Origin of the sequence: Enterobacter sp. GD03975, assembly GCF_029838645.1 — a bacterium.
GTDB classification, from domain to species: Bacteria; Pseudomonadota; Gammaproteobacteria; order Enterobacterales; family Enterobacteriaceae; genus Enterobacter; species Enterobacter quasihormaechei.
This window is the reverse complement of the sequence record NZ_JAOBZC010000003.1, coordinates 137,191-160,891: the sequence shown is the minus strand read 5'-3', so window position 1 is coordinate 160,891 and position 23,701 is coordinate 137,191. Positions and strand designations below refer to the sequence as shown.

Sequence of the window (23,701 nt, the reverse complement as noted above, 5' to 3'; positions counted from 1 at the left end):
TTGTGTTGTCGGTGACAACGGGGACGAATATTAGCGGCACAGCACCAAGGTGGCAAGAGGGAAAATGCATTTTTCTCTCTGATTTCACGCGATTGCTTCATTACCGCGCAAAGTGAAGAGAAAGTAGCCGCCAGCCGGCGGCTACAGGGTCATCAACGTGCAGCGCGCTGCAAAATAACCGTAGAGGGCTGACGTTGCAGGAAGCGCATGCGCAGCATCATCATAATGGCCGCAGACGTTAAGCCGATGATAAAGCCCATCCAGAACCCGGCTGGCCCCATGCGATCCACCACCAAATCCGTGAGCGCCAGAATGTAACCACTCGGCAGGCCCAGCACCCAGTAGGCAATGAAGGTGATAAAGAAGATGGAACGCGTATCTTTATACCCACGCAGCACGCCGCTGCCAATCACCTGGATGGAGTCAGAGATCTGATAAATGGCCGCCAGCAGCATCAGGTGCGAGGCCAGAGTCACTACCTCCGGATTGTCGTTATAGAGCAGGGCAATTTGCTCACGCAACAGCACGGTAAAGAGGGCGGTACAGACCGCCATGCAGACGCCGACGCCCAGCCCGGTGCGGGCAGCCGTTTGCGCATCCAGCGTAGAGCCTTGCCCCAGACGGAAGCCCACGCGAATCGTCACCGCAGCCGCCAGCGACATCGGCAGAACAAACATCAAAGAGCTGAAGTTCAGGGCGATCTGGTGGCCTGCCACATCAATAATCCCTAGCGGCGAAACCAGCAGGGCGACAACGGCAAACAGCGTCACTTCAAAGAACAGCGCCAGCGCAATGGGCAGACCCAGCTGGGTCAGGCGGGTCAACATCGACCAGTCAGGCGTGCTAAAGGCAGTGTCGTTGCGAATGTCGCGCATGGATCGCGCATGCTTAATGTAGGTGAGCATGCTTCCGAACATCACCCAGTACACCGCTGCCGTCGCAACGCCGCAGCCCACGCCACCGAGCTCCGGCATGCCAAAATGACCGTAAATGAAGATATAGTTCACGGGAATATTCACCAGCAAGCCGATAAAGCCCATCACCATGCCCGGTTTGGTTTTTGCCAGCCCTTCACACTGGTTACGTGCTACCTGAAAGAACAAATAGCCGGGGGCGCCCCAGAGCAGGGCGCGCAGATAACCGACCGCCTTATCTGCCAGCGCCGGATCGATATTATGCATGGCGCGGATAATATACCCGGCGTTCCACAGGACGATCATAATCAGGACGGAGACGCCTCCGGCCAGCCAGAAGCCCTGGCGAACCTGATGGGCCACGCGGTCACGTCGACCGGAGCCGTTAAGCTGTGCGATAACGGGCGTCAGCGCCAGCAGCAGGCCGTGACCAAACAGAATGGCCGGGAGCCAGATTGAGGTTCCGATCGCCACGGCGGCCATATCGGTGGCGCTGTAACCACCGGCCATTACCGTATCCACAAATCCCATTGCGGTTTGGGCTACCTGCGCGACGATCACCGGTATTGCCAGTGCCAATAACTGACGCGCTTCGATCATATACTTCTGCACGTGAACACCTTTGTATTGTAGTTATTTGAGAGACTAAAAAGGCCGCCGTAACTGGCAGCAAGAAGAAAAAACAGAGGGATGCCAGCTATTGTAGCGGGGTTTAACTAATTATCTAGTGAAAAAATCGCCAGAAATTGCGCATCACTGGCAACCTGTTTTTTCAACTGTTATTGTGGTGGGATTATACGGTGTCATCGCCGTTCGGAATGAACAGGAGCTGTAGCATGTTTACTGGTATTGTGCAGGGCACTGCCAAAGTGGTGTCCATTGATGAAAAACCGAATTTCCGCACTCACGTGGTCGAGCTGCCTGAATATATGCTCGACGGCATTGAAACCGGGGCGTCGATAGCGCATAACGGCTGCTGCCTGACGGTGACCGAAATTAACGGTAACCAGATCGCTTTTGATTTAATGAAAGAGACGCTGCGCATCACTAACCTGGGCGAGCTGGAAGTGGGGGATACCGTCAACGTTGAGCGGGCGGCGAAATTCAGCGATGAGATTGGCGGGCACCTCATGTCGGGCCATATTATGACCACCGCCGAAGTGGCGAAAATCGTGACTTCGGAAAATAACCGTCAAATCTGGTTTAAGGTGCAGGATCCCACCTTAATGAAATACATCCTTTATAAAGGATTTATTGGCATTGATGGGATTAGCCTGACCGTAGGTGAAGTGACGCCAACCCGTTTTTGCGTGCATTTAATTCCAGAAACGTTGCAACGTACCACGCTTGGTTCAAAAAAACTGGGGCAGCGGGTGAATATCGAAATTGATCCGCAAACCCAGGCGGTCGTGGATACCGTTGAGCGCGTGCTGGCGGCGAAAGAGGCGGCGATAATAAAGGCCGTGGAAGAAGAATAAAAAATAACCCCGGGCAACCGGGGTTATTTTTTTAGCGGGCCACGCGCAGGCCGTGCTCAATCCCGCGACTAAACACCACCTGCCATAGCTGTATATCCCGCGCGCGAAAAGCCCCGGCACAGGCATTGAGATAATAGCTGAACATACGTTTGAATCGTTCCGAATAGTTGTCGGCGATTTCAGGCCATGCGGCATGGAAACGTTCGTGCCACGCCATCAGCGTGGTGTCGTAATCTGCGCCAAAATTATGCCAGTCTTCCACAATGAAATGCGGTTCGCTGGCGTTGGCAATCTGGCGAACAGAGGGTAAACAGCCATTCGGGAAGATATATTTATTAATCCAGGGATCCACGTTGTTGTCGGTGCGCTTAGAGCCGATGGTGTGTAGCAGGAAAATACCGTCAGGCTTCAGGTTCCGGTCAGCGACCTCGAAATAGGTCCTGTAGTTCTTGGGCCCGACGTGCTCGAACATGCCAACGGAAACAATGCGGTCGAACTGCTCGTTCAGGTCGCGGTAATCCTGAAGCCGAATATCGACATCCAGCCCCAGGCAACGCGCCTGCGCCATCTTCTGCTGTTCAGCCGAAATCGTGACCCCGACGACGCTCACGCCGTAATGCTTCGCCATAAACCAGGCAAGGCCGCCCCAGCCACAGCCGATATCCAGCACGCGCATGCCGGGCTGCAACTGCAATTTATCGCAGATCAGCTGTAGCTTATCCTGCTGCGCCTCTTCCAGGGTCGTCGCTTTTTTCCAGTATCCGCAGGAGTACTGCATTAACGGGTCGAGCATGCGGCTGAAAAGGTCGTTGCCCAGATCGTAATGCTCTTTGCCGACGATCCACGCGCGCTTTTTACTTTGCAGATTGAACAGGCGGGCGGAGGCGATACGTAGCGTATCTTTAAAGTGACGGGGGAGCTGATTTTCCAGACCGGCGCGTAATACGCTGGAGAAGAACATATCCAGCCGTTCACACTCCCACCAGCCGTCCATATAGCTTTCACCCAGCCCTAACGATCCCTCCTGCAAAACGCGTTTGAAAAAATCGGGATGTTTAATCTGGGGATCGGAGGGCGATGAGCCATTAATCGTAATGCCCGCACGTCCCAACAGTTCACTGACGATCCGGGACCAGTTATCGTCCGGAACGCTGACTTCTTCTATACACGATGAACTCATAGCTTCTCCATCACCTTGCTGTGATCAGAACCTTAAAACAGCGTAGACGCTTTTTTGGTTTGTGAGAAATCTCACGGTAAATGCCCGCGAGGCTAATATCCGACGTAGAACAGAGGAAGGGAGATAACCCTTGCCGAAATGCCTTCCATGGTAAAACGGGAGCGCTCCGGCTCCCGTTAACGCTTAATATTTATCGTATTTATCGAACCAATTTCAGTATAGGCCTCAAAAATGGGTGATTCAACAGAAAATTGTTAGCAACCTAATCACTGGTTTTTAACATAATTTCCCGCGCAATCAGGCATGAGACGTTTCGGTTTGCGCGTTGTCATTCTGCTCGCGACGCGCGGAGGACTGCATGCGATACCCCAGACCTGCCAGCGCAACGGTGACCAGCATTACGCTGGTGGTGGTGAGCAGCGGGGTGGCAATCAGCGCTGAGACCACGAGGCTTGCCAGGAAGCAGAGGCCAAGTTGCAGGGTATTTTGCAGCGCAGCAGCGCGGCCCGTCGCCTGCGGGAACGGACGTAACGCCTGCGCCACAACGATAGGGTAAATGGCCCCGTTAGCGATCGCCATAACGCAGAACGGAATCAAAATTTCAGCAAGCCCGGCGCCGGGAATAAAGCCTACGGCCCAGGTCGCAATCACGCTTAACGCATACAACACCAGCAGCCAGGGCAGCATCTGTTGGCCTTCCCATTTTTGCAGTGCGGCGCGACAGCCATAGCCACCCACCAGGAAGGCGATGGTCTGTGGAACGTAGCTCAGGCCGATAGCCGCCGGGCTGTAGCCCATGTCATGCAGAATGAACGGCGAACCGGTCAGCCAGGCAAAGAAGCTGGCAGAGCAGGCGGCATAAATCAGCACGTTACCGCGATAGGCTTTTGCCCGCAGTAAAGAGGTAAAGGTCACTGGCTGCGCGTCTGGATGCGTCTCTTTGTTACGCGCAGGCTTGAGCCCGAACGCGGGCAGCATCAGCACCAGCGTGATGGCAAACAGCGTGGCGAAAATGGCCTGCCAGTCGAAATGCGCCAGGATCCAGCTGCCCAGCAGCGGGGCGAGCGCCGGCGACAGGCCGACCAGCGGCATAATGGTGGCGAAAATGCGGTTAGTGCGTGAAGCCGGATAATAATCGGTTACCAGCGCCTGCCAGGTGACCGCTGCGGCACAGACGCCGACGGCCTGGATGAAGCGCAGCACGAGGAGCCAGGCGGCATCGCGGACCCACAGCATGCCCAGACAGCCTACGGCAAAAATTGCCAGTCCCAGTAACAGGACGGGTTTACGGCCAAAACGATCCGAGAGCGGCCCCCAGAGCAGTTGCGCAAAAGCAAAGCCTGCGAGGAACAAACTCAGGCTGGCGCTGATGGCGGCGGCAGGGGTTTGCAAATCTTCCTGCATCGCGGCGAACGCGGGCAGATACATATCGGTCGCCAAAAAGCCCAGCACGCTTAAGCCGCCGAGCCAGACTAAAAATCCTTTCCTGGGTTGCACTGTTTATTCTCCTGAGGAGGCAGGTGTACGTTGGCGCAGAGTGTAGGAGGTGCAAAGCGGCTTGTGAAACGCTAATATTTGGCGGGTGAATTCAAAAATTTTGCAGGCAAAAGATGTGGTCAGATTATTCTCTTGAAGTGGTCGATGCCGTGGCGCGTAACGGCAGCTTTACCGGTGCCGCCCAGGAGCTGCATCGCGTTCCCTCGGCCATCAGCTATACGGTGCGTCAGCTGGAAGCGTGGCTGGCGGTCCCGCTGTTTGAGCGGCGCCATCGCGATGTGGAGCTCACGCCTGCCGGCGCGTGGTTTTTGAAAGAGGGGCGGTCTGTTATCAAAAAAATGCAGATCACCCGCGAGCAGTGCCAGCAGATCGCCAACGGCTGGCGCGGGCATCTTTCCATCGCGGTGGATAACATTGTTAAGCCGGAACGCACCCGGCAGATGATCGTCGATTTCTATCGTCATTTTTCCGACGTCGAACTGCGCGTTTCTCAGGAGGTGTTTAACGGCGTCTGGGATGCGCTGGCAGACGGCAGGGCAGAGATGGCGATTGGCGCCACCCAGGCGATCCCGGTTGGGGGGCGCTACGCGTTTCGCGACATGGGCATGCTGAGCTGGACCTGCGTGGTCGCGCGCGATCACCCGCTGGCGGCGCTGGAAGGGCCGCTGAGCGATGACACCTTGCGCAACTGGCCCTCGCTGGTGCTGGAAGATACGTCCCGTTCGCTGCCGAAGCGCATTACCTGGCTGCTGGATAATCAGCGCCGCGTGGTCGCGCCGGACTGGGAGTCGTCAGCCACCTGCCTGAGCGCGGGGCTGTGCGTTGGCATGGTGCCGGTGCATTTTGCGCGTCCGCGCATCGACGCGGGGGAGTGGGTGGCCCTGACGCTGGAAAACCCCTTCCCGGACGCCGCGTGCTGTCTGACGTGGCAGCAAAACGACGTATCGCCGGCCATGGCCTGGCTGCTGGATTATCTGGGAGACAGCGAAACGCTGAACCGGGAGTGGTTACGGGGACCAGCGTAGCTGGCCCCGTAAAAGGATTAACGACGGTAGTCGCGGAACGGACCGTCCGCAACGGAACGGCGTTCAATCAGGCGCGGGTGCACTTCAATGGACTGGGACTGTTCACGCTTGTTGACGATCCTGTCCATCAGCATATTGAAGGCGGTTTCACCCAGCGAATCTTTCGGCTGGTGAATGGTAGTCAGCGCCGGCGTAAAGAAGCGGGCGTTGCGCACGTTATCATAGCCGATCACCGAGATATCCTGCGGGACGCGCAGGCCGAGTTCATCCGCCGCACAGAGGGCGCCCATGGCCATGATATCGCCGCCGCAGAACACAGCGGTAGGGCGATGCGGCTGGGAGACGATCTGCTGCATGGCGCGATAGCCCGACTCCGGCTCGAAATCGCCCTGAACAATCCAGTTTTCCGGCACGGTAATCAGCGCCTCTTCCATCGCCTTCATGAAACCGGCCAGGCGGCCAGCACCGGTATTTCGCTCCAGCGGGCCCGGGATCACGCCAATTTCACGGTGACCGCGTTCCACCAGGTAACGCCCCGCCATGTAGCCGCCTTCAAAGGCGTTATCGATAACGGAGTCGGTGAAGTCGGCGCGCGCTTCGCCCCAGTCCATCACCACCATCGGAATGTGGCGATACTCTTCGAGCATGGAAAGGACCGACTCTGGGTATTCAGAACACATCACCAGCAGGCCGTCGACGCGCTTTTGCGCCATCATCGACAGATAAGCGCGCTGTTTCTCAATGTTGTTCCACGCGTTACCCAGAATCAGGGTATAGCCCTTCTGGAAGCAGTTTTTTTCAACGGCTTCGATAATTTCAGCAAAGTAGGCCGCTTCACTGCTGGTGGCCAGCAGGCCAATCGATTTGGTGTGATTAACCTTCAGGCTACGCGCGACCGCACTTGGCGAGTAGTGCAGTTCTTTGATCGCTGCCCAGACGGCATTACGCGTCTCTTCAGCGACAAAACGCGTTTTGTTAATAACATGTGATACGGTTGTAGTGGAAACGTTTGCGCGTTTTGCTACGTCTTTAATTGTTGCCATTAAATGTCACTCCAGACCATATCCTAAGCTCCTGAAACCATTGAAGGTAAACGTTTGCCTTCTCTCACCCTTATTACGCAATCTTGAGTTGCGACACGCCGGGAAAACGACACAGGACGTCAGGAGGGGGTCAGTGGCCGGTACGCTAATAAATTTAGCGTGGAATTTTGTCCTATCTTGATGAAAAGGGGAAGAGGTAAAGTGGATATCCGCTTAAATCCTGGAAGATTTTTGACCTGAACTGTGTAAAAATGAGCAGGCTCACTTTTCGTAGGGTGAATAAAAGGAGAAAAATTGATGAGTACCGATCTGAAGTTTTCGCTGTTTACCACCATTGTTGTTCTTGCCCTGATTGTTGCGGGTGGTTTAACCGCTGCGCTGCACTGATTTAGGTGGAGGGAGAATTTTCTCCCTCGCTTGCCGCTATTGTTATCTTTCCGGCAAAAATCTTTTGCCAAAATGTTAACTTCTCATTTTTTGTGATTGATGTCATGCTTTTGACTTCTTAGTTCTGTGCCGGATAACGGCACGGTATCCGGAGTTTATTCATGAAAATCAATTTTCCCCTGCTGGCCCTGGCGATTGGCGCCTTTGGGATTGGCACCACTGAATTCTCCCCGATGGGGTTATTGCCTGTTATCGCCCGGGGCGTGGACGTCTCTATCCCTGCGGCCGGTATGTTGATTAGCGCCTACGCGATCGGCGTGATGGTGGGTGCGCCGCTGATGACGCTGCTGCTTTCGCACCGCGCGCGCCGCAATGCGCTGATTTTCCTGATGGCGATTTTCACCCTGGGCAACGTGCTTTCCGCGATTTCACCGGATTACACCACCCTGATGCTTTCCCGTATTCTGACCAGCCTGAACCATGGCGCCTTCTTCGGGCTGGGCTCGGTTGTTGCCGCCAGCGTGGTGCCAAAACATAAGCAGGCCAGCGCGGTAGCCACCATGTTTATGGGTCTCACCATCGCCAATATCGGCGGTGTTCCCGCCGCCACCTGGCTGGGAGAAGCTATCGGCTGGCGTATGTCTTTCCTCGCCACGGCGATGCTGGGCGTGGTCGCGATGGTCGCGCTGTTCTTCTCACTGCCGAAAGGAAGTGCGGGTGAACGTCCGGAAGTACGTAAAGAGCTGGCGGTGCTGATGCGTCCCCAGGTGCTTTCCGCGCTGCTCACCACGGTACTGGGGGCGGGGGCGATGTTTACGCTCTACACCTATATCTCCCCGGTGCTGCACGACATTACCCACGCAACGCCACTCTTTGTTACCGCGATGCTGGTGCTGATTGGTGTCGGGTTCTCGATTGGCAACTATCTCGGCGGGAAATTTGCCGACCGCTCCGTGAGTGGGACGCTGAAAGGCTTCTTAACGCTGCTGATCGTCATCATGGTGGCGATCCCGTGGCTGGCGCGTAACGAAGTGGGTGCCGCGGTTGCCATGGTGGTGTGGGGCGCCGCAACCTTTGCCGTGGTGCCGCCGTTGCAGATGCGCGTGATGCGTGTTGCGCATGAGGCGCCGGGGCTCTCATCATCCGTGAATATCGGTGCGTTTAACCTGGGCAATGCGCTGGGAGCCGCAGCGGGCGGGGCGGTGATTTCCGGTGGTTTAGGTTACAGCTTTGTGCCGGTGATGGGGGCGATCATTGCCGCACTCGGCCTGCTGCTGGTGCTGATGTCCGGGCGTAAACAGCCAGAAGCGGTGTGTACGGCGGAATAAACAAAAACGCAGAAGGGTTTCCCCTTCTGCGTGTCCCTTACGCGGCGAAGTTCTTCGCAACAAATTCCCAGTTAACCAGTGCCCAGAAGTGCTCCAGGTAGTTCGGGCGCGCATTACGATAATCAATGTAATAGGCGTGTTCCCATACGTCCACGGTCATCAGCGGCGTTGCGCTGGTGGTCAGCGGGGTACCCGCATTAGAGGTGGAAACGATAGCCAGTTTGCCATCGGCCTCTTTCACCAGCCAGGTCCAGCCGGAGCCAAAGTTTTTAACGGCGGCGTCAGTAAACTTCGCTTTGAAATCCGCGAAGCTGCCGAACGCGGCGTTAATCGCTGCGGCCAGGTCACCGGTAGGTTCCCCGCCTGCATTCGGTGCCAGGCAGTGCCAGTAGAAGGTGTGGTTCCACACCTGAGCAGCATTGTTGAAAACGCCGCCGTCTGAATTGCGCACGATCTCTTCCAGCGTTTTGCCTTCAAAATCGGTGCCTTTAATCAGGTTGTTCAGGTTGGTGACATAGGTCTGGTGATGTTTGCCGTAATGGTACTCCAGGGTTTCCGCGGAAATGTGCGGGGCCAGGGCGTCTTTTGCATACGGTAGTGCAGGTAATTCGAACGACATTGCTTCTCTCCTTATTGTTTTATACGTTGCCAATAACCCTACAGACAACAAGGACAGAATAGCAAATTGAAAGGGTATGCAAAAGAGGAACTTACCCTGCCGCACGGGCGACAGGGCAGAGTTTAGCGGACGGTTTTTGGCGTCATCACGCGGCGCGCACCCACATAGTGGCGCACCCAGTAATCTTCGCTGAGGGAGGTGATCTGAATGTCCCGTCCGCTACGCGGTGACTGGATAAACTTACCGTTACCCACGTACACCCCAACGTGATCGGCCGTGCCGCGTCCCTGAGTGCGGAAGAACACCAGGTCGCCATTTTGCAGTTCGCCCCGGTTTACAGGCGCGGCGTCGCGCAGGTGGTACATTTCATTGGCGGTACGAGGAATGCGGAACTTCACCAAATCTTTATAGGCATAATAGACCAGCCCGCTACAGTCAAAACCGGTGCGGGGAGAGGTGCCCCCCCAGCGATACGGTTTACCAATTTGCCCCATCAGCTTATTCATCGCCGTTTTTTGCGCTTTCTGCATACGCGCTTTATGCCCGTCAGCCAGCTTCGTCACTTTAGCGCATTTTGTTTTATGCCCTTTGCGCACGGTGCATTTTTCACTCACAAGGCTGGCGGTTTTACGGGTGGTTATGTGCGTGCCGGAACGGAGGGTTTTGGTTTTGCTGGAGGCGGTCTTTTTGGTCTGAGCGGTGGTTTTCTTTTTAACGGTTTTGCTGGTGGTTTTTTTCTTACGTTCTGTGGCTTTTGCCAGATGCGTTTTTTGTACAGCAGAATGCCGCGCCTGTTCGGAGGCGTTCGCCGCTGGCGTCAATGAGAGTGTGGTAAACAGTAAAGCACAGAGCGTCATCGAGATTTTAGTTATCCGCGCCACTGGGCAGTCCCCTGATAAGTGCAGGCCAATAAAGCATACCCGCGTGAGATTTACAAAACCTGTCGATTCTAATCCATAAAATCAGAATAAGTTAATAGCATTTTTCATTCAAAAATTGTGTTTCGTTAGCAAGTGCAAAAAAATTCACCATTCTGTTGCACGCGTGTTCGCTCCTTAAGCAAAACCGCACGGTGCGTGGCGTTAAGCGTCATTTGCAATGCAACTTTATGCGATAAGCGATAAAATAATGAGACGTGACAAAAATGTTATTTTCCGATGTCGGCCTGAACCGCTACAATGTCAGACTGATGCCGTAACAGAAGTTAAAGGAAGCAAGACATGAGCACCACTATTGAAAAAATTCAGCGCCAGATCGCTGAAAACCCGATTCTCCTGTACATGAAAGGTTCCCCGAAGCTGCCAAGCTGCGGCTTCTCCGCGCAAGCTGTTCAGGCGCTGTCTGCCTGTGGTGAGCGTTTTGCTTACGTTGATATCCTGCAAAACCCGGATATTCGCGCCGAGCTGCCAAAATACGCAAACTGGCCGACCTTCCCACAGCTGTGGGTTGACGGTGAACTGGTTGGCGGATGCGACATCCTGATTGAAATGTATCAGCGTGGCGAATTGCAGCAGCTGATCAAAGAGACTGCGGCGAAGTATAAAACCGAAGAGCCGGACGCAGAGTAAGTTTTCTGCGGATATAAAAAAGCGACCACATTATGCTGGTCGCTTTTTTTTTCGCGTGGCGCTGTCGCTTACCCGTCTTATGACTGAATATCGGCCTCGTCGCCCATCGGCAGGGGCCAGCCGCCCAGTCGTTTCCAGCGGTTGACGATCTCGCAGAACAGCTCCGCCGTGCGCTCTGTATCGTACAGCGCGGAATGGGCCTGAATGCCGTCAAACGCGATACCCGCTGTGATGCAGGCTTTGGACAGCACGGTTTGCCCCAGCGCCAGGCCGCTCAGCGCAGCGGTGTCGAAGGTCACAAACGGATGGAATGGGTTGCGTTTCAGCGAGGCGCGCTCGGCGGCAGCCATGGTGAAGCTGTGATCGAACGTCGCGTTGTGGGCCACCATGATGGCGCGGCTACAGTCATTTTCTTTCATGCCTTTACGCACCATTTTGAAAATGGCGTGCAGCGCCTCGTACTCGCTTACCGCCCCGCGCAGCGGGTTTGTCGGGTCGATTCCGTTAAAGGCCAGCGCCTCTGGCTGTAAGTTTGCCCCTTCAAAGGGTTCAACGTGGAAATGCAGCGTGGTGTCCGGTACAAGCCAGCCCTGTTCATCCATCTTCAGCGTGATGGCGGCAATCTCAAGCAGCGCATCGGTTTTAGCGTTAAATCCGGCTGTTTCTACATCAATGACAACGGGATAAAAACCACGAAAACGGTCGCACAGACCGGTAAATTGAGCGTTATCGGACATCAGGGTCTCTTACAAGGGGGAAAAAGCAGTGCGCATTATGGCAAATTTTGAGAGGGGATGCAGCAAAACAACGGGCGCATAGTGCGCCCTGTGGGATCAGTTGCCCAGACCGCGACCAGCGTCTTTGGCTTCGATCAGCTCGATTTTATAACCGTCCGGATCTTCAACAAACGCAATCACGGTGGTGCCGCCTTTAACCGGACCGGCTTCGCGGGTGACGTTACCGCCGTTGCTGCGGATACGTTCGCAGGCTTCCGCCGCGTTATCCACTTCCAGTGCGATGTGGCCGTAAGCCGTGCCCAGCTCGTAGCTGTCCACGCCCCAGTTATAGGTCAGCTCAATGACCGCTTCATCTGACTCCGGGCCATAACCCACAAAAGCCAGAGAGTATTTATATTCCGGGTTTTCGCTGGTGCGCAGCAGCTTCATGCCCAGAACGTTAGTGTAGAAATCGACAGAACGTTGCAGGTCGCCAACGCGCAGCATGGTGTGAAGTAGGCGCATAATTTCCTCATTAACCAATGAAATGGATTATCTTTTTGAACAGAAACGATGTTTTAGTATAGCGGCGAAATGTCGCCGCTATCAACGTACAAAGCGGGATTAGAGTGAAGGGTAGTCGGTATAACCTTCCGCGCCGCCACCGTAGAAGCTTTCAGGGCGCTGCGGGTTCAGTTCGGCTTTCTTCTGCAAACGGGTCACCAGATCCGGGTTTGCAATGTAATCGCGGCCAAAGGCCACGGCGTCGATCAGGCCTTTCCCGATCAGGTCTTCGGCTTTTTCTGCCGTATAGGCACCCGCCCCGATAATCACGCCGTGGAAGCGCTCGCGCACTTTCTGGCGGAAGGCTTCGGTGTAAGGCTTACCGCCAGCCCAGTCCGGCTCGGACATGTGCAGATATGCGATACCGCGTTTCGCCAGCTCTTCAATCAGATACAGCGCGTCCGCTTCTTCGTTCGGACCGTTGTCGACGTTCTGGAAGGTACCGATCGGGGAGACACGAATACCAATACGGTCAGCGCTCCACTCGTTACAAACGGCGTCTACCACTTCAAGCACCAGACGCGCACGGTTTTCGACGCTGCCGCCGTACTGGTCGGTACGCTGGTTGGAGGACGGTGACAGGAACTGATGCAGCAGGTAACCGTGCGCAGAGTGCAGCTCGACCAGGTCAAAGCCTGCTTCACGGGCGTTGGCAACGGCCTGGCGGAAATCGTTCACGATACCCGGGATCTCGTCCAGCTCCAGCGCGCGCGGCGTGGTAGTGTCGACGCGGATCGCGTTACCGTTTTCATCGCGCAGGGAAGTACGGGTATTCGCGTTCAGGGCAGAGGCAGAAACCGGCGCCTGACCGCCAGGCTGGATGCTGCTGTGCGAGATACGACCGGTGTGCCACAGCTGAACCGCGATACGGCCATCTTCAGCGTGCACGCCTGCGGTGATTTTTTTCCACGCGGCGATCTGTTCCGGGCTGTGCAGACCCGGCGCACCGGCGTAGCCTTTGGCCTGGGCAGAAATCTGCGTGGCTTCGGAGATGATCAGGCCAGAGCTGGCGCGCTGACGGTAATATTCACCCATCAATGGCGTTGGGATGTCGCCCGGCTCGATGCTGCGCAGACGGGTGAGTGGGGCCATAAACACGCGGTTTGGGGCGGTAACGGCACCGACTTTCAGTGGGGTAAATAGCTTTTCAGCGGACATAACGGCTCCTGAGTAGACCAGTCGACTAGTAAAAGGGTAAATAAAAACGCCGGCTACGCGCCGGGCGCCGTAATACAACGTTTCACATGCGCCAGCGCGCTTTCGAGCGGCACGGCACTGCGAGAAATTTTTGCTTGCAGGTTGGCGCCTAGCCAGAGGGAATAGAGCACCTGTGCCTGCGTGAGCGGATCGCCGGAAAAGCCGAGCGTTTGTTCATCGCGGCCTTTATCCAGCGCCTGAGCCAGCAGAGCGATAACGCCGCTGGCCCCTTTATCCATGGCGGTGCGCATGTCTTCGGAAAGATCGCACACTTCGGCAGACAGTTTTACCGTCAGGCAACCGCTGATGATGCCCTGCTGACAGAACTGCGTCAGCGTTTCCTGATAGTAGTTCAGAATACGATCCCGGTAATTCCCTTCACCGCAGGCGAAGTGGGTTGCCAGGCGCTGATGATAGCTGGTGTAGTGCCGCTCCAGCATGGCCACGCCAAACGCTTCTTTGGATCGAAAATAGTGATAAAACGATCCCTTAGGGACTTCAGCGGTTTTTAACAACTCGCTCAGCCCCATACCGGTAAACCCGCGATGCATGCAAAGGCGCTCGCCGGTAGCCAGTAAATGTTCGCGCGTATCGTGTTCTGTGTGTCTGCTCATGCCTTCACTCTAATAGACCGTTCGGTCTAATGCAAGTCAGCCTGGCGTCGACATTGCGACAAAATATCCAGCTGTGGTTGGTAAACCGTTGATTTCACGTCCATCATGCCCAGCACGGTAGCGAACAAATTATCCTGCGAAACCGCATCTTTTGCAGCATGGATGCGCAGGCAGTCCGGGTTTACGCCAAAGTTTTTCACGTAATCCGGGGAGAGCCAGAACATGAACGGAATATGCGTTTGCTGCTCCGGGGCCAGCATATACGGCGTGCCGTGCAGATAAATACCGCTTTCGCCGAGGGACTCACCGTGATCGGAGAGGTAAATCAGCGCCGTATTCATACTGGCCTGCCGGGCTTTCAGCGCGTCGATGGTTCGGCTGAGGACGCTGTCGGTATACAGAATCGAGTTGTCATAGGTATTGATCAGCGACTGATGATCGCAATCCTGAATTTCATTGGTATCGCACGTCGGCGTGAATTTCCGGAAGCTGTCCGGGTAACGGTTGTAATAGGCCGGGCCATGGCTTCCCATCAGGTGAATAACTAGAACCGTGTCCTGCTTCAGACCATCCAGCACGTTATCCAGACGGTACAGGTTGACATCGTCCAGACAGGATTTGTCCTTACAGAACCGATCCAGTTTCCACTGCGTCATGTCCGTATGCGGCACGCGGTTACAGGCACCTTTGCACCCGCCGTCATTGTCGCGCCATAGCAGGTTGAATCCGGCGTGGTTAAGCACGTCAAGCAGACCTTCCTGATGGTGGGCGAGGTCAGCATCATATTTTTTTCGCGTCATGCCGGAGAACATGCAGGGGACGGAAACGGCGGTTTCCGTGCCGCAGGAGGTTGCCTGTGGGAAGTTGATGACATCCTGCTTTTTCAGCTCGGGGTTGGTTTCACGCGGGTAACCATTTAACGAGTAGTTTGCGGCGCGGGAGGCTTCGCCCACCACCAGAACCAGCACGGTTTTCTTGTGCTGGCCGGAAATCAGCGCGCCTTTATGGGCATCCTCGCCGATGCGGACCAGCGTCTGGTCGCCGGCAAACCAGCGCATTTCGCTGTACTTCACTATGGCGCTGACGTAATTCGCCGGCGTGACCATTTTCACGATGCTTTTATTATTGCGGAACAGCGAAGCGTAGTCTTTATAGAATACCGCCGCGACCAGGATAATCACCAGCAGCGCGCCGAGCATGGCGGGGAAACGCGTCAGCAGGGCATACCACCATTTTCCGCTTCGAATGCGCGTCAGGGCTAACACGATGGAAGGAACCAGACCCGCCACGACCAGCCACAGGAGCATCTGCGGCGTCACCAGGGCTGTCGCTTCCTGAGAGTTAGTCTCGAATACGCTCACCATCATGTTCTGATCGATAACCGCGCCATAGGTATACATAAAATACGTCGCGGCGGCGCATCCTATGGTCAGGACAATCATGAGCGGCTTGCGAATGTAGGGAATATTCAGCAGGCTAAAAATAATGACCCAGCCGCAGAACAGTACCAGCGGCACGCTGGCGGCAAAAAGCACGTCGTGCAGACGGGCAGGTGCGATAATCGACCAGCTACGCTGAATAAACAGCGCATTTAACACGGTGAAAAAAAGCGCACAGGCCAGGGTAAATTTTATATCGTTACAGCGTAACTTTTTAGCAAGCCACATGATGATTCAACCATTCGTTATATCAATGCGACGAGTATAAGAAGCGAAGATTAGCGAAACCTTAATGCCCCGTTTGTGGGGAACACCCTTGCATGCAGGCCAATTAGGGTCTTCACTGTAGGGAATGATGGCGTTGTGGAGGTGGGTGTGGCAGAGCAACTGGAATTTTTCCCTGTCCAGAGCCCGTGCCGGGGTATTTGTCAGGTTGATGAAAAAGGGTACTGCCGCGGGTGCATGCGCACGCGCGATGAACGTTTTAACTGGCAAAACTTCAGCGACGCGCAAAAGCAGGAGGTCTTACGACTCTGTCGACAGCGACTGCTGCGTAAAATTCGCGCAAACAAAGCGGTAGAAACCGAAGAACCTCAGCAACCCTCACTGTTTTAGCAAGGTAATTGCGTATACTGGTGACATGACTTCCTTGAGGAAAATGTTATGGTTCAGCGTATTACCCTTGCCCCGCAGGGCCCGGAATTCTCCCGATTTGTAATGGGCTACTGGCGCCTGATGGACTGGAATATGTCTCCCGTCCAGCTGGCGAACTTTATTGAAGAGCATCTCGATCTCGGGATCACTACCGTCGATCACGCTGATATTTATGGCGGCTATCAGTGCGAGGCTGCCTTTGGCGAAGCGCTGAAGCGGGTGCCGGCGCTGCGTGAACGTATGGAGATTGTGACCAAATGCGGTATTGCCACCACGGCAAAACCGGAGCATGCCCTCGGACATTACATCACCGACAGCGCGCATATCGTTAAAAGCGCCGAGCAGTCGCTGGTCAACCTCGCCACCGATCGTATCGACCTGCTGCTGATCCACCGTCCCGATCCGTTGATGGATGCGGATGAGGTTGCGGAAGCGTTCCTGACGCTGCACCAGAGCGGTAAAGTGCGTCATTTCGGCGTGTCTAACTTCACACCGGCACAGTTTACGCTGTTGCAGTCTCGTCTGCCGTTTACGCTGGCGACGAACCAGGTGGAGATCTCGCCTGTTCACCAGCCGCTGCTGCTGGACGGAACGCTCGATCAGCTGCAACAGTTACGCATTCGTCCGATGGCCTGGTCTTGTCTCGGCGGCGGTCGCCTGTTTAACGATGAGGCCTTCCAGCCGTTGCGTAACGAGCTTGAAACCGTGGCCCGCGAACTGAATGCGGAAAGCATTGAGCAGGTGGTTTACGCCTGGATCCTGCGCCTGCCGTCTAAACCGCTGCCCATTATCGGCTCCGGCAAAATTGAGCGCGTACGCGCGGCGCTGGTGGCTGAAGAGCTGGATATGTCGCGTCAGCAGTGGTTCCGCATCCGCAAGGCGGCTCTGGGCTACGACGTACCCTGAGCACGCGGAGTCTGACTTTCCGGTGAAATCTGCGCCTCTGGTATAGACTTAAGGTGCAAAAAATAACCCGTGGAGGTCATATGAAGCGTTTTGCTCTGGCAGTGGTCACGCTGGTTGTTTGCGCAGGAGCGCAGGCAGCCAGCGAAGAAGTTGAAATGAATCTCGTCACTTCTCAGGGAGTAGGCCAGTCCATCGGGACGGTGAAAATCACCGAAACCGATAAAGGGCTGGAATTTGCACCCGATCTCAAGGCTCTTCCACCCGGTGAGCACGGTTATCACGTCCATGCCAAAGGCAGCTGTCAACCCGCAATGAAAGAGGGCAAACCAACTGCGGCGGAAGCCGCAGGGGGACATCTGGATCCGCATAACTCCGGCAAGCATGAAGGTCCTGAAGGCATGGGGCACCTCGGCGATCTGCCGGTGCTGGTGGTGAATAACGACGGTAAAGCTACCGATCCCGTTGTTGCGCCACGGCTGAAAAAGATTGATGAGGTCAAAGGCAAAGCGCTGATGATCCACGTGGGCGGCGATAACATGTCCGATCAGCCTAAACCGCTGGGCGGCGGCGGGGCGCGCTATGCCTGTGGCGTGATCTGATCGCCAATCGTTCCGGGTGGCGGCGCCTGTTCAAGCTGTGACAGGGAGCAGTGCAGCCGCCAGATAATGGACGCCAGGTCGCGGGCCGCTGGCAGATGATGGCGCGCCAGCACGTCGCAAATACGCTGAAGCTCGACCAGCGTGACGCTAAGGGGGCGTTGCTGAACCCCGCGCTCGCTCATCACATCGCGGAGCATGGAAATACAATTATCACGAACCTGCGCCAGCGGGTCGGAACGCGTCTCCCAGGCGCGTAACTGCCATACCACGTGCGAACAATTCAGCAGCACCACGCCCCAGCGCAGTAGCCAGCGTCGGGAGAGGGAATCCTTGCTGTTGTTCAGCTGGCTGACGTGATGGTAAACCAGCGATTCATACTCGCTTTCGCGCAGGTGCGGCCTGCGGCTCAGCTGATCCACGAAACCTCTGCGTAACTCCCGGATATGCCTGCGGCTTTTACGCGCGTCAGAGCCCGGGCGTAACACGGCGAAGGCCAGCCACGCCAGCCCCACGCCGAGGATCTTCGCCAGGTTGTCATTGAGGAACTCGGCGTAATCGTACACCGGCGGATTTGTCACCGAAATAAAGGAGCCCATAAAGACAATCAGCTGTCCCCACAGGCCGGCCAGTTTAGGCATTTGCAGCTTAAGCAGCTGCATGGTGGTTAACAGCGGAAACAGGAACAGCAGGAACTGCCACAGGTCGCTTATCTGCACCATCAAACCGAACTTAACTACAAAGCTGAACAGCGAGAGCAGCACCAGGGTGCGCATCAGGAGCGTCAGGGAGTTGAACGGGGAGGCCGCCACGGAATAGAGCACGCAGCTGATGGCGGCGAGGGTGAGCGCCGCGCTCCCCGCTTCCCACTGGGTGGTAATGGCCCATGCGCCAACCAGCATCAGCGCGCAAAAGGTGCGAAATCCGCTCCACAGCGCTTCCATCGCGTCCGTATGGCGTGCCAGAGCAGGGCTACCGGGAACGGAAAATTCGGTGACGGGGGTAGCATTTTCGACGGCTTTTAACCAGCGGCTGCTGCGCAAATACAGGCGGCAAAAATAGTTCAGACGCTGCCAGAAGGCGCGGTGCCGGTAGTCATATTCATCCGTTGGGGCGAGCGGGGCGATAATGCGGGCCACGGTATAGATATCGGCATCCGGACGCGCAAGGGTGGCGAGCAGCGCCTCGATAACCTCCCGGGTATGCGCGGGCGGTGCAGGCCAGTTCAGCAACATCCGGCGCAGGCTTGAGATCGCACTCGTCATCCGCAATTGCTGATGCAGCAAATAGTTAAGCAGCGTGTTCTGACGGCGAAAACGGTAGTGGCTCCAGAAAGCCTGGATGCGCAGCAGGTTCATGGTCAGGATCTGGCCGATAACTTTTTCATGCGCGATACGGATATCATCGTTAGTATCAGGCTGCCAGAGCAGGCTGGCATGTTCCAGCAAACGCGCGTGCATCGTTTTAAGGGCGGTGATGAGCGCGGTGCCATCTGAGGTGCTGGGCAGGATCATCATCATGACGCCCCCGCACAGAATGCCGACCATTACTTCACACACGCGTGCCTGGGCGATATCCCACAGCTCGGTGGTATCCAGCACGTTAACGACGGGAAAGGCGATAATGGCCGCGGTGTAACCCGCCAGCTGAAAGGCGTAGGCAACGTTATTGGTAAAATGGGCGCAGGCCCAGGTGCACAGCCCCAGCCATGCCGACATGCTTAACAGAAACAGCCAGGGATCGTTCAGGGTATGGCCGGCAAGGAGCAACGCGGCGGTCGCTCCCAGCAGGCTACCCGCCACGCGCCCGAGGCTTTTACTGATAACGCCACCGACGGTCGGGAAGCTGACGACCGCCGCAGAGGTCATCGCCCAGTAGGGCTCATCCAGATTCAGGTAATAGGCAACCGTAAGCGCAAGGCACATGGCGATGCCGTTGCGCAGCGCGTAGCGCCACTGCGGGCGCGTCGCTTTTATCCAGGGCGTATTGCGCCAGGAGAAAGCCCCCAGGTTCATCACCGCGACCCGATGGAGACGGTGCAGGTTGTGCCTGAGACCAGGGTGATGTCTTTCGGCAGTTGATCAAACTCGACGCGAACAGGGACTCGCTGAGCCAGACGCACCCACGGCACGTTGGGTTTGATGTCGGGCACCAGGCCAGAGTCGGTTTCGACGCTCTGATCGTAAATCGCCCGGCCTATGCTGCCAACGTGACCCTGTAACGTCTCTGCGCCGCTGTAGAGTGTGATCCGGGCAGGTGCGCCCTCGCGAATATGGCGCAGCTTGGTCTCTTCAAAATAACCCACAACATAGAAAGAGTGGCTATCGACGAGGGCGAAGACCGGCTGTCCTGTGGTGGCGTAATCACCTACGCGGGTTGACAGGCTCGTTACCCATCCATCCACCGGGGCTTTAACCACCGTCTGGGTCAGCTGCCACTCGGCCTGTTTCAGGGTTGCCTCTGCAACCTTCAGGCTGGCCTGCATGGTTTTAACATTGATATTGGCGGTGTCGAGATCTTCCGCAGAAATGTAGTTTCTCGACAGGTGTCGGCGACGGTCGGCTTCGTTATTGGCTTTTGCCAGATCGGACTGAGCTTTAGCGAGCTGCGCCTGGGCATTAAGAACCGCAATGTGGAAAGGGGTCTCATCGATGCGGAATAACACATCGCCTGCGTGAACGAACTGATTATCCTTCACCAGTAGCGCGCTGATACTGCCGGATACCTGAGGCGTGATGCTGACCTGTTCTGCACGAACCTTACCATCGCGCGTCCAGGGAGACTGCATGTAATAATTCCAGAGCCACCAGCCGGCCAGCAGCGCCAGGACTAAAACGAAAAGAGTGGAAAAGTATTTTAACGTTTTCAATGACATTCTCACCACACGGTTAACACGGCAAGGCCAAGACAGACGGAGAGGGTAAACAGGGAGAGATCCATCAACATCGGGTGCCAGATTTCACCGGAATACATCCAGTCGCGCAGCAGGCGATGCGCAATGAGCCAGATCACAAAACCAACCATCACGGCTTTAAAGAGTGGCGGAAAGTAGACCGATGCGCCAACAATCAGATCCTGAAGGGGCAACCCTACGGAGGGGGAAAAGAACGTCACAAGCAGCGATCCTTTGCAGTGGGGTACGGGCCACAATGGCATGTTTCAATGCGATGGCGCATTACAGTACAGTGTAAATCATCGTTTCAGGAATGATGAACACCGTGATTGCATTTGTTTTGGCAATACAAATACTGCAAACTATTCTAAAATCACTATAATCACTTAGCAAGCTAATTATAAGGAGATGAAATTGGAATCGCCATTAGGTTCTGATCTGGCAAGGTTGGTACGCATCTGGCGTGCTCTGATTGACCATCGCCTGAAACCTCTGGAACTCACGCAGACGCACTGGGTTACGCTGCATAATATTCATCAGCTCCCGCCCGACCAGTCACAGATCCAACTGGCAAAAGCGATTGGCATTGAGCAGCCGTCACTGGTGCGTACCCTTGACCAGCTGGAAGAGAAGGGACTCATCTCCCGACAAACCTGCGCCAGCGACCGTCGCGCCAAGCGGATCAAATTGACGGAAAAAGCGGCCCCGATTATTACTGAGATGGAAACCGTCATCAGTAAGACGCGAGGGGAGATCCTGTCCGGTATTTCCCCCGCAGAGCTGGAGATGCTGATCGGACTCATCGCCCGTCTTGAGCAGAATATCCACGATCTGCAATCCCGCGACTGACCGAAAGAAAAGGCCTTGTGAATCCAGGGCCTTTCTTATTATCTGAATACCACCACCCGGTTTCGCCCCGTCTCTTTTGCCTCGTACATGGCTTTATCCGCGCTCTCCACGCAGGTTTCCGCACTGGTTTCTGGCGACGTTGCGGTGAATACGCCCATGCTGATGGTAATGGGCTCCGGCAGATGACCACCGCTGCTGGCTTTATCAAACCCGCTCAGCTTGAGGCGAATGCGCTCGGCCACCTGCCGCGCGGCGTCTGAAGGGGTATTGGTCAGCATCAGCACAAACTCTTCACCGCCGATTCGGGCCGCGATATCCTGGGGGCGCACAGAATCCGTCAGCAGATTAGAGACAAACTGTAAAACCTTATCCCCCTGCAAATGCCCGTAACAGTCGTTGATGCGCTTGAAACGGTCAAGGTCGCTTACCACCACCGATACAGGATGTGCCTCCGTTGCCGAGCTGAGGGCGTAATTTAATGAATCATAAAAATAGCTGCGATTATAAAGACGGGTAAGCGGGTCGCGGATTGAATTTTGATAAGACTGCTGATATTTGACGTGCGAATCACGATACAAATTAAAGACGTCGGAAAGTAAAATGAAAATAATCATTAACGTCGCGACGGTTTCGAATAACCGTGCACGATACCATGAAACATCTTCCGCGTGTCCGCCTAACAACAGCATTAACAGCGTGACGACATAACAGACGCATAAAAAATTGCCGCCGATCCAGAACAAATTTCTTATCCGGGTTACGGCCATCAGGGTGATTAAGGTGATAACCCAAAGAATGACCAAAATGATATTGATGGTCTGGCTCCAGAGAACCATAAACTTCCGGGTTTCATTATCCACAAGATCCAGGGTTAGCATCGTGGAATGGCTGGAATAGAACCACGCCAGCCCGAGCATGCAGCCCGTAAAGAGCGTCGACCCGGCGACAATGCCGATGTGGGCGCTTCGTGAAAGGGGGGAAGCGCGCAGCGTATACAGCAATACTGAGGCCATCATCAGCACCGCCATTAAGAGGTGGCGGAACATATAAAAGATCATCGCGTCATTATAGTTCGCCTCGTTGAACTGATAGAGATCCAGCCAGGCCGGAAAGCTGGACAGTGTACCCACCATCAGCAGTGCAGAACCGGCAAAGGCCAACGCAATCGGAACGAGATATAACCGTTTTTTATCGCACCAGTATTTCATTGCCATAAAACAGGCGATAAACAGATGGAATACCAGGAGAAATATCGTGAGCGTAGGGAAAAATAGCGGAGAGAATGAAGGAACCCATTCAACAAGCTTTATAAAAAAACCTTGTAATAGAGCAATGATAACAATGCACCCAAGTGCGAAGGCAACAAAGCGGTTCTTTACAAATCGACAGATCGCAAGCATAGAATTTTAAAAAAAGTAAAAAGAGGAAAAAAGAGAATCAGACGAGTCTAAAGGAGAGAAATAAAAGATACTTTGCGCAGGAACAATTTCAGATGAAATTAACCATTCACCGTGTGAATGTGTTTTTAGAAATATATTTTTTAAAATGATATTTTTTGTAAAAGGATGCGGCCCGAGGGGACCGCATCCAGCGGGATATTAACGCGGGGAGACGGTGACCTGGCTGCCGTTGCTTGCCAGAACCACGCGCTGGCCAGCAGAGAAGCGGGTGTTACCCTGTTTCTGCACAACCATAATGGTGCTGCCATCGTCTTTACGGATTTCCAGCTCAACGCCCTGGGTTTTGTTCATTGCACCCTGAACGCCCTGACCCGCTACACCGCCGGCCACTGCGCCCGCTGCGGTAGCCAGAGAGCGACCGGTGCCGCCGCCAATGGTGTTACCCAGGAAACCACCCAGTACAGCACCACCAATAGCGCCCACAACGTTCGTGTCATCGCCACCCTGAATCTGAACAGGACGGGCATTAACGATAGTACCGTATGTCACGTTCTGTACCTGTTTAGCTTCAGAAGCACTATATACGTCGCCGGAGAGTGAATTGTCGTTCACACAACCCGCCAGTGTTAAACCAATCAGCGAAACGCCCATTACACGTAAAATCATTTGACTCTCCTGTTCACCAAAAAACGCCCGGACGGGGCATCCGTTATGGCTAAATTATATGGCATTCCTGACCACACTTCCTATCTTTGCATGCCGAATAAATAAATTTTACTGGAACGTGGCTTAACGGAACATAAACAAAAGCCGCCTGCGTTACAGGCCTGAGAT

25 protein-coding genes are annotated in these 23,701 nt (G+C 55.1%); 9 read left to right on the top strand and 16 right to left on the bottom strand.

Translation table 11 applies throughout. From position 1 onward, the window contains the following. Positions 1–152 precede the first annotated feature (152 nt). Positions 153–1,526: an MdtK family multidrug efflux MATE transporter gene (gene mdtK / locus N5C09_RS07040; RefSeq protein ID WP_107535207.1), complete on the bottom strand. Its 1,374-nt coding sequence runs from the start codon at positions 1,524–1,526 to the stop codon at positions 153–155. Positions 1,527–1,750: 224 nt separating this feature from the next. Between mdtK and N5C09_RS07035 the strand changes: the two genes are divergently transcribed. Beyond that, entirely contained in the window at positions 1,751–2,392 is a 642-nt protein-coding gene (locus tag N5C09_RS07035) for a riboflavin synthase (protein WP_063448935.1), read from the top strand. Between the two features lie 31 nt (positions 2,393–2,423). Here the strand turns inward: N5C09_RS07035 and cfa are convergent, their stop codons facing one another. Both cfa and punC read right to left on the bottom strand, forming a co-directional pair. Beyond that, complete coding sequence (cfa, locus tag N5C09_RS07030; RefSeq protein WP_279748718.1) at positions 2,424–3,572, bottom strand: cyclopropane fatty acyl phospholipid synthase; 1,149 nt, start codon at positions 3,570–3,572, stop codon at positions 2,424–2,426. 297 nt (positions 3,573–3,869) lie between these two features. Then, positions 3,870–5,069 (bottom strand): purine nucleoside transporter PunC, encoded by a 1,200-nt coding sequence (gene punC / locus N5C09_RS07025; protein WP_279748717.1) that lies wholly within the window; start codon positions 5,067–5,069, stop codon positions 3,870–3,872. A 113-nt stretch (positions 5,070–5,182) separates the two neighbouring features. Between punC and punR the strand changes: the two genes are divergently transcribed. Beyond that, positions 5,183–6,094, top strand: coding sequence for a DNA-binding transcriptional activator PunR (gene punR / locus N5C09_RS07020; protein WP_047353996.1), 912 nt, complete (start codon positions 5,183–5,185; stop codon positions 6,092–6,094). A gap of 17 nt (positions 6,095–6,111) precedes the next feature. Here the strand turns inward: punR and purR are convergent, their stop codons facing one another. After that, entirely contained in the window at positions 6,112–7,137 is a 1,026-nt protein-coding gene (purR, locus tag N5C09_RS07015) for an HTH-type transcriptional repressor PurR (RefSeq protein ID WP_006809011.1), read from the bottom strand. A 297-nt stretch (positions 7,138–7,434) separates the two neighbouring features. Here purR and N5C09_RS07010 point away from each other — a divergent pair, with 297 nt between their 5' ends. After that, positions 7,435–7,524 (top strand): YnhF family membrane protein, encoded by a 90-nt coding sequence (locus tag N5C09_RS07010; protein WP_003857632.1) that lies wholly within the window; start codon positions 7,435–7,437, stop codon positions 7,522–7,524. A 161-nt stretch (positions 7,525–7,685) separates the two neighbouring features. Beyond that, positions 7,686–8,852 carry an MFS transporter gene (locus tag N5C09_RS07005; RefSeq protein WP_279748716.1) on the top strand — a complete coding sequence of 389 codons (1,167 nt, stop codon included), beginning with the start codon at positions 7,686–7,688 and terminating at the stop codon, positions 8,850–8,852. A gap of 37 nt (positions 8,853–8,889) precedes the next feature. Here N5C09_RS07005 and sodB read toward each other — a convergent pair whose 3' ends face one another. Both sodB and N5C09_RS06995 read right to left on the bottom strand, forming a co-directional pair. After that, entirely contained in the window at positions 8,890–9,471 is a 582-nt protein-coding gene (gene sodB, locus N5C09_RS07000; RefSeq protein WP_063867005.1) for a superoxide dismutase [Fe], read from the bottom strand. 122 nt (positions 9,472–9,593) lie between these two features. Next, positions 9,594–10,352, bottom strand: coding sequence for a C40 family peptidase (locus N5C09_RS06995; protein WP_279748715.1), 759 nt, complete (start codon positions 10,350–10,352; stop codon positions 9,594–9,596). A gap of 339 nt (positions 10,353–10,691) precedes the next feature. Here N5C09_RS06995 and grxD point away from each other — a divergent pair, with 339 nt between their 5' ends. Next, on the top strand, positions 10,692–11,039 hold the full coding sequence (gene grxD, locus N5C09_RS06990; protein WP_003832760.1) for a monothiol glutaredoxin 4: 348 nt from the start codon (positions 10,692–10,694) through the stop codon (positions 11,037–11,039). Between the two features lie 77 nt (positions 11,040–11,116). Here grxD and rnt read toward each other — a convergent pair whose 3' ends face one another. The 5 genes from rnt to eptA all read right to left on the bottom strand — a co-directional run bounded on the left by rnt (position 11,117) and on the right by eptA (position 15,797). Beyond that, a complete protein-coding gene (gene rnt, locus N5C09_RS06985; RefSeq protein WP_279748714.1) occupies positions 11,117–11,776 on the bottom strand; it encodes a ribonuclease T in 660 nt (219 codons plus the stop codon). Positions 11,777–11,872: 96 nt separating this feature from the next. Next, positions 11,873–12,280 carry a lactoylglutathione lyase gene (gene gloA, locus N5C09_RS06980; protein ID WP_063448928.1) on the bottom strand — a complete coding sequence of 136 codons (408 nt, stop codon included), beginning with the start codon at positions 12,278–12,280 and terminating at the stop codon, positions 11,873–11,875. Positions 12,281–12,379: 99 nt separating this feature from the next. Further along, entirely contained in the window at positions 12,380–13,477 is a 1,098-nt protein-coding gene (locus N5C09_RS06975) for an alkene reductase (protein ID WP_063867000.1), read from the bottom strand. A 53-nt stretch (positions 13,478–13,530) separates the two neighbouring features. After that, on the bottom strand, positions 13,531–14,130 hold the full coding sequence (locus N5C09_RS06970; protein ID WP_204642079.1) for a TetR/AcrR family transcriptional regulator: 600 nt from the start codon (positions 14,128–14,130) through the stop codon (positions 13,531–13,533). 26 nt (positions 14,131–14,156) lie between these two features. Continuing rightward, on the bottom strand, positions 14,157–15,797 hold the full coding sequence (eptA, locus tag N5C09_RS06965; RefSeq protein WP_279748712.1) for a phosphoethanolamine transferase EptA: 1,641 nt from the start codon (positions 15,795–15,797) through the stop codon (positions 14,157–14,159). 147 nt (positions 15,798–15,944) lie between these two features. Between eptA and N5C09_RS06960 the strand changes: the two genes are divergently transcribed. The 3 genes from N5C09_RS06960 (at position 15,945) to sodC (ending at position 17,728) form a co-directional block, all read left to right on the top strand. Next, positions 15,945–16,184: a DUF1289 domain-containing protein gene (locus N5C09_RS06960; RefSeq protein ID WP_063866994.1), complete on the top strand. Its 240-nt coding sequence runs from the start codon at positions 15,945–15,947 to the stop codon at positions 16,182–16,184. A gap of 48 nt (positions 16,185–16,232) precedes the next feature. After that, complete coding sequence (locus N5C09_RS06955; RefSeq protein ID WP_107535215.1) at positions 16,233–17,129, top strand: aldo/keto reductase family oxidoreductase; 897 nt, start codon at positions 16,233–16,235, stop codon at positions 17,127–17,129. 80 nt (positions 17,130–17,209) lie between these two features. Next, entirely contained in the window at positions 17,210–17,728 is a 519-nt protein-coding gene (gene sodC / locus N5C09_RS06950; RefSeq protein WP_107535216.1) for a superoxide dismutase [Cu-Zn] SodC, read from the top strand. Here the strand turns inward: sodC and N5C09_RS06945 are convergent. Genes N5C09_RS06945 through N5C09_RS06935 form a run of 3 tightly spaced genes read right to left on the bottom strand, consistent with a single transcriptional unit; the run spans position 17,707 to position 20,839 of the window. After that, a complete protein-coding gene (locus N5C09_RS06945; protein ID WP_063448922.1) occupies positions 17,707–19,740 on the bottom strand; it encodes an FUSC family protein in 2,034 nt (677 codons plus the stop codon). The genes sodC and N5C09_RS06945 overlap by 22 nt on opposite strands. Continuing rightward, positions 19,740–20,600, bottom strand: coding sequence for an HlyD family secretion protein (locus tag N5C09_RS06940; protein ID WP_063866986.1), 861 nt, complete (start codon positions 20,598–20,600; stop codon positions 19,740–19,742). Before N5C09_RS06940 ends, N5C09_RS06945 begins: the two co-directional genes overlap by 1 nt. Positions 20,601–20,602: 2 nt before the next feature. Continuing rightward, entirely contained in the window at positions 20,603–20,839 is a 237-nt protein-coding gene (locus N5C09_RS06935; RefSeq protein ID WP_279748711.1) for a DUF1656 domain-containing protein, read from the bottom strand. Between the two features lie 187 nt (positions 20,840–21,026). Between N5C09_RS06935 and slyA the strand changes: the two genes are divergently transcribed. Beyond that, positions 21,027–21,467 carry a transcriptional regulator SlyA gene (gene slyA / locus N5C09_RS06930; RefSeq protein ID WP_063448919.1) on the top strand — a complete coding sequence of 147 codons (441 nt, stop codon included), beginning with the start codon at positions 21,027–21,029 and terminating at the stop codon, positions 21,465–21,467. A gap of 38 nt (positions 21,468–21,505) precedes the next feature. On the opposite strand, the gene N5C09_RS06925 is transcribed toward slyA, so the two are convergent. Both N5C09_RS06925 and slyB read right to left on the bottom strand, forming a co-directional pair. Next, complete coding sequence (locus tag N5C09_RS06925) at positions 21,506–22,867, bottom strand: GGDEF domain-containing protein (RefSeq protein WP_279748710.1); 1,362 nt, start codon at positions 22,865–22,867, stop codon at positions 21,506–21,508. Positions 22,868–23,065: 198 nt separating this feature from the next. After that, a complete protein-coding gene (gene slyB / locus N5C09_RS06920; RefSeq protein ID WP_063448917.1) occupies positions 23,066–23,533 on the bottom strand; it encodes an outer membrane lipoprotein SlyB in 468 nt (155 codons plus the stop codon). Between the last annotated feature and the right edge of the window lie 168 nt (positions 23,534–23,701).

Bases quoted from the DNA above. Each gene is read 5' to 3' on its own strand.
- N5C09_RS07035 (WP_063448935.1), top strand. From the start codon at position 1,751: ATGTTTACTGGTATTGTGCAGGGCACTGCCAAAGTGGTGTCCATTGAT.
- cfa (WP_279748718.1), bottom strand. From the start codon at position 3,572: ATGAGTTCATCGTGTATAGAAGAAGTCAGCGTTCCGGACGATAACTGG.
- punR (WP_047353996.1), top strand. From the start codon at position 5,183: ATGTGGTCAGATTATTCTCTTGAAGTGGTCGATGCCGTGGCGCGTAAC.
- purR (WP_006809011.1), bottom strand. From the start codon at position 7,137: ATGGCAACAATTAAAGACGTAGCAAAACGCGCAAACGTTTCCACTACA.
- N5C09_RS07010 (WP_003857632.1), top strand. From the start codon at position 7,435: ATGAGTACCGATCTGAAGTTTTCGCTGTTTACCACCATTGTTGTTCTT.
- N5C09_RS07005 (WP_279748716.1), top strand. From the start codon at position 7,686: ATGAAAATCAATTTTCCCCTGCTGGCCCTGGCGATTGGCGCCTTTGGG.
- sodB (WP_063867005.1), bottom strand. From the start codon at position 9,471: ATGTCGTTCGAATTACCTGCACTACCGTATGCAAAAGACGCCCTGGCC.
- grxD (WP_003832760.1), top strand. From the start codon at position 10,692: ATGAGCACCACTATTGAAAAAATTCAGCGCCAGATCGCTGAAAACCCG.
- rnt (WP_279748714.1), bottom strand. From the start codon at position 11,776: ATGTCCGATAACGCTCAATTTACCGGTCTGTGCGACCGTTTTCGTGGT.
- gloA (WP_063448928.1), bottom strand. From the start codon at position 12,280: ATGCGCCTACTTCACACCATGCTGCGCGTTGGCGACCTGCAACGTTCT.
- N5C09_RS06975 (WP_063867000.1), bottom strand. From the start codon at position 13,477: ATGTCCGCTGAAAAGCTATTTACCCCACTGAAAGTCGGTGCCGTTACC.
- N5C09_RS06970 (WP_204642079.1), bottom strand. From the start codon at position 14,130: ATGAGCAGACACACAGAACACGATACGCGCGAACATTTACTGGCTACC.
- eptA (WP_279748712.1), bottom strand. From the start codon at position 15,797: ATGTGGCTTGCTAAAAAGTTACGCTGTAACGATATAAAATTTACCCTG.
- N5C09_RS06955 (WP_107535215.1), top strand. From the start codon at position 16,233: ATGGTTCAGCGTATTACCCTTGCCCCGCAGGGCCCGGAATTCTCCCGA.
- sodC (WP_107535216.1), top strand. From the start codon at position 17,210: ATGAAGCGTTTTGCTCTGGCAGTGGTCACGCTGGTTGTTTGCGCAGGA.
- N5C09_RS06945 (WP_063448922.1), bottom strand. From the start codon at position 19,740: ATGAACCTGGGGGCTTTCTCCTGGCGCAATACGCCCTGGATAAAAGCG.
- N5C09_RS06940 (WP_063866986.1), bottom strand. From the start codon at position 20,600: ATGTCATTGAAAACGTTAAAATACTTTTCCACTCTTTTCGTTTTAGTC.
- slyA (WP_063448919.1), top strand. From the start codon at position 21,027: ATGAAATTGGAATCGCCATTAGGTTCTGATCTGGCAAGGTTGGTACGC.
- N5C09_RS06925 (WP_279748710.1), bottom strand. From the start codon at position 22,867: ATGCTTGCGATCTGTCGATTTGTAAAGAACCGCTTTGTTGCCTTCGCA.
- slyB (WP_063448917.1), bottom strand. From the start codon at position 23,533: ATGATTTTACGTGTAATGGGCGTTTCGCTGATTGGTTTAACACTGGCG.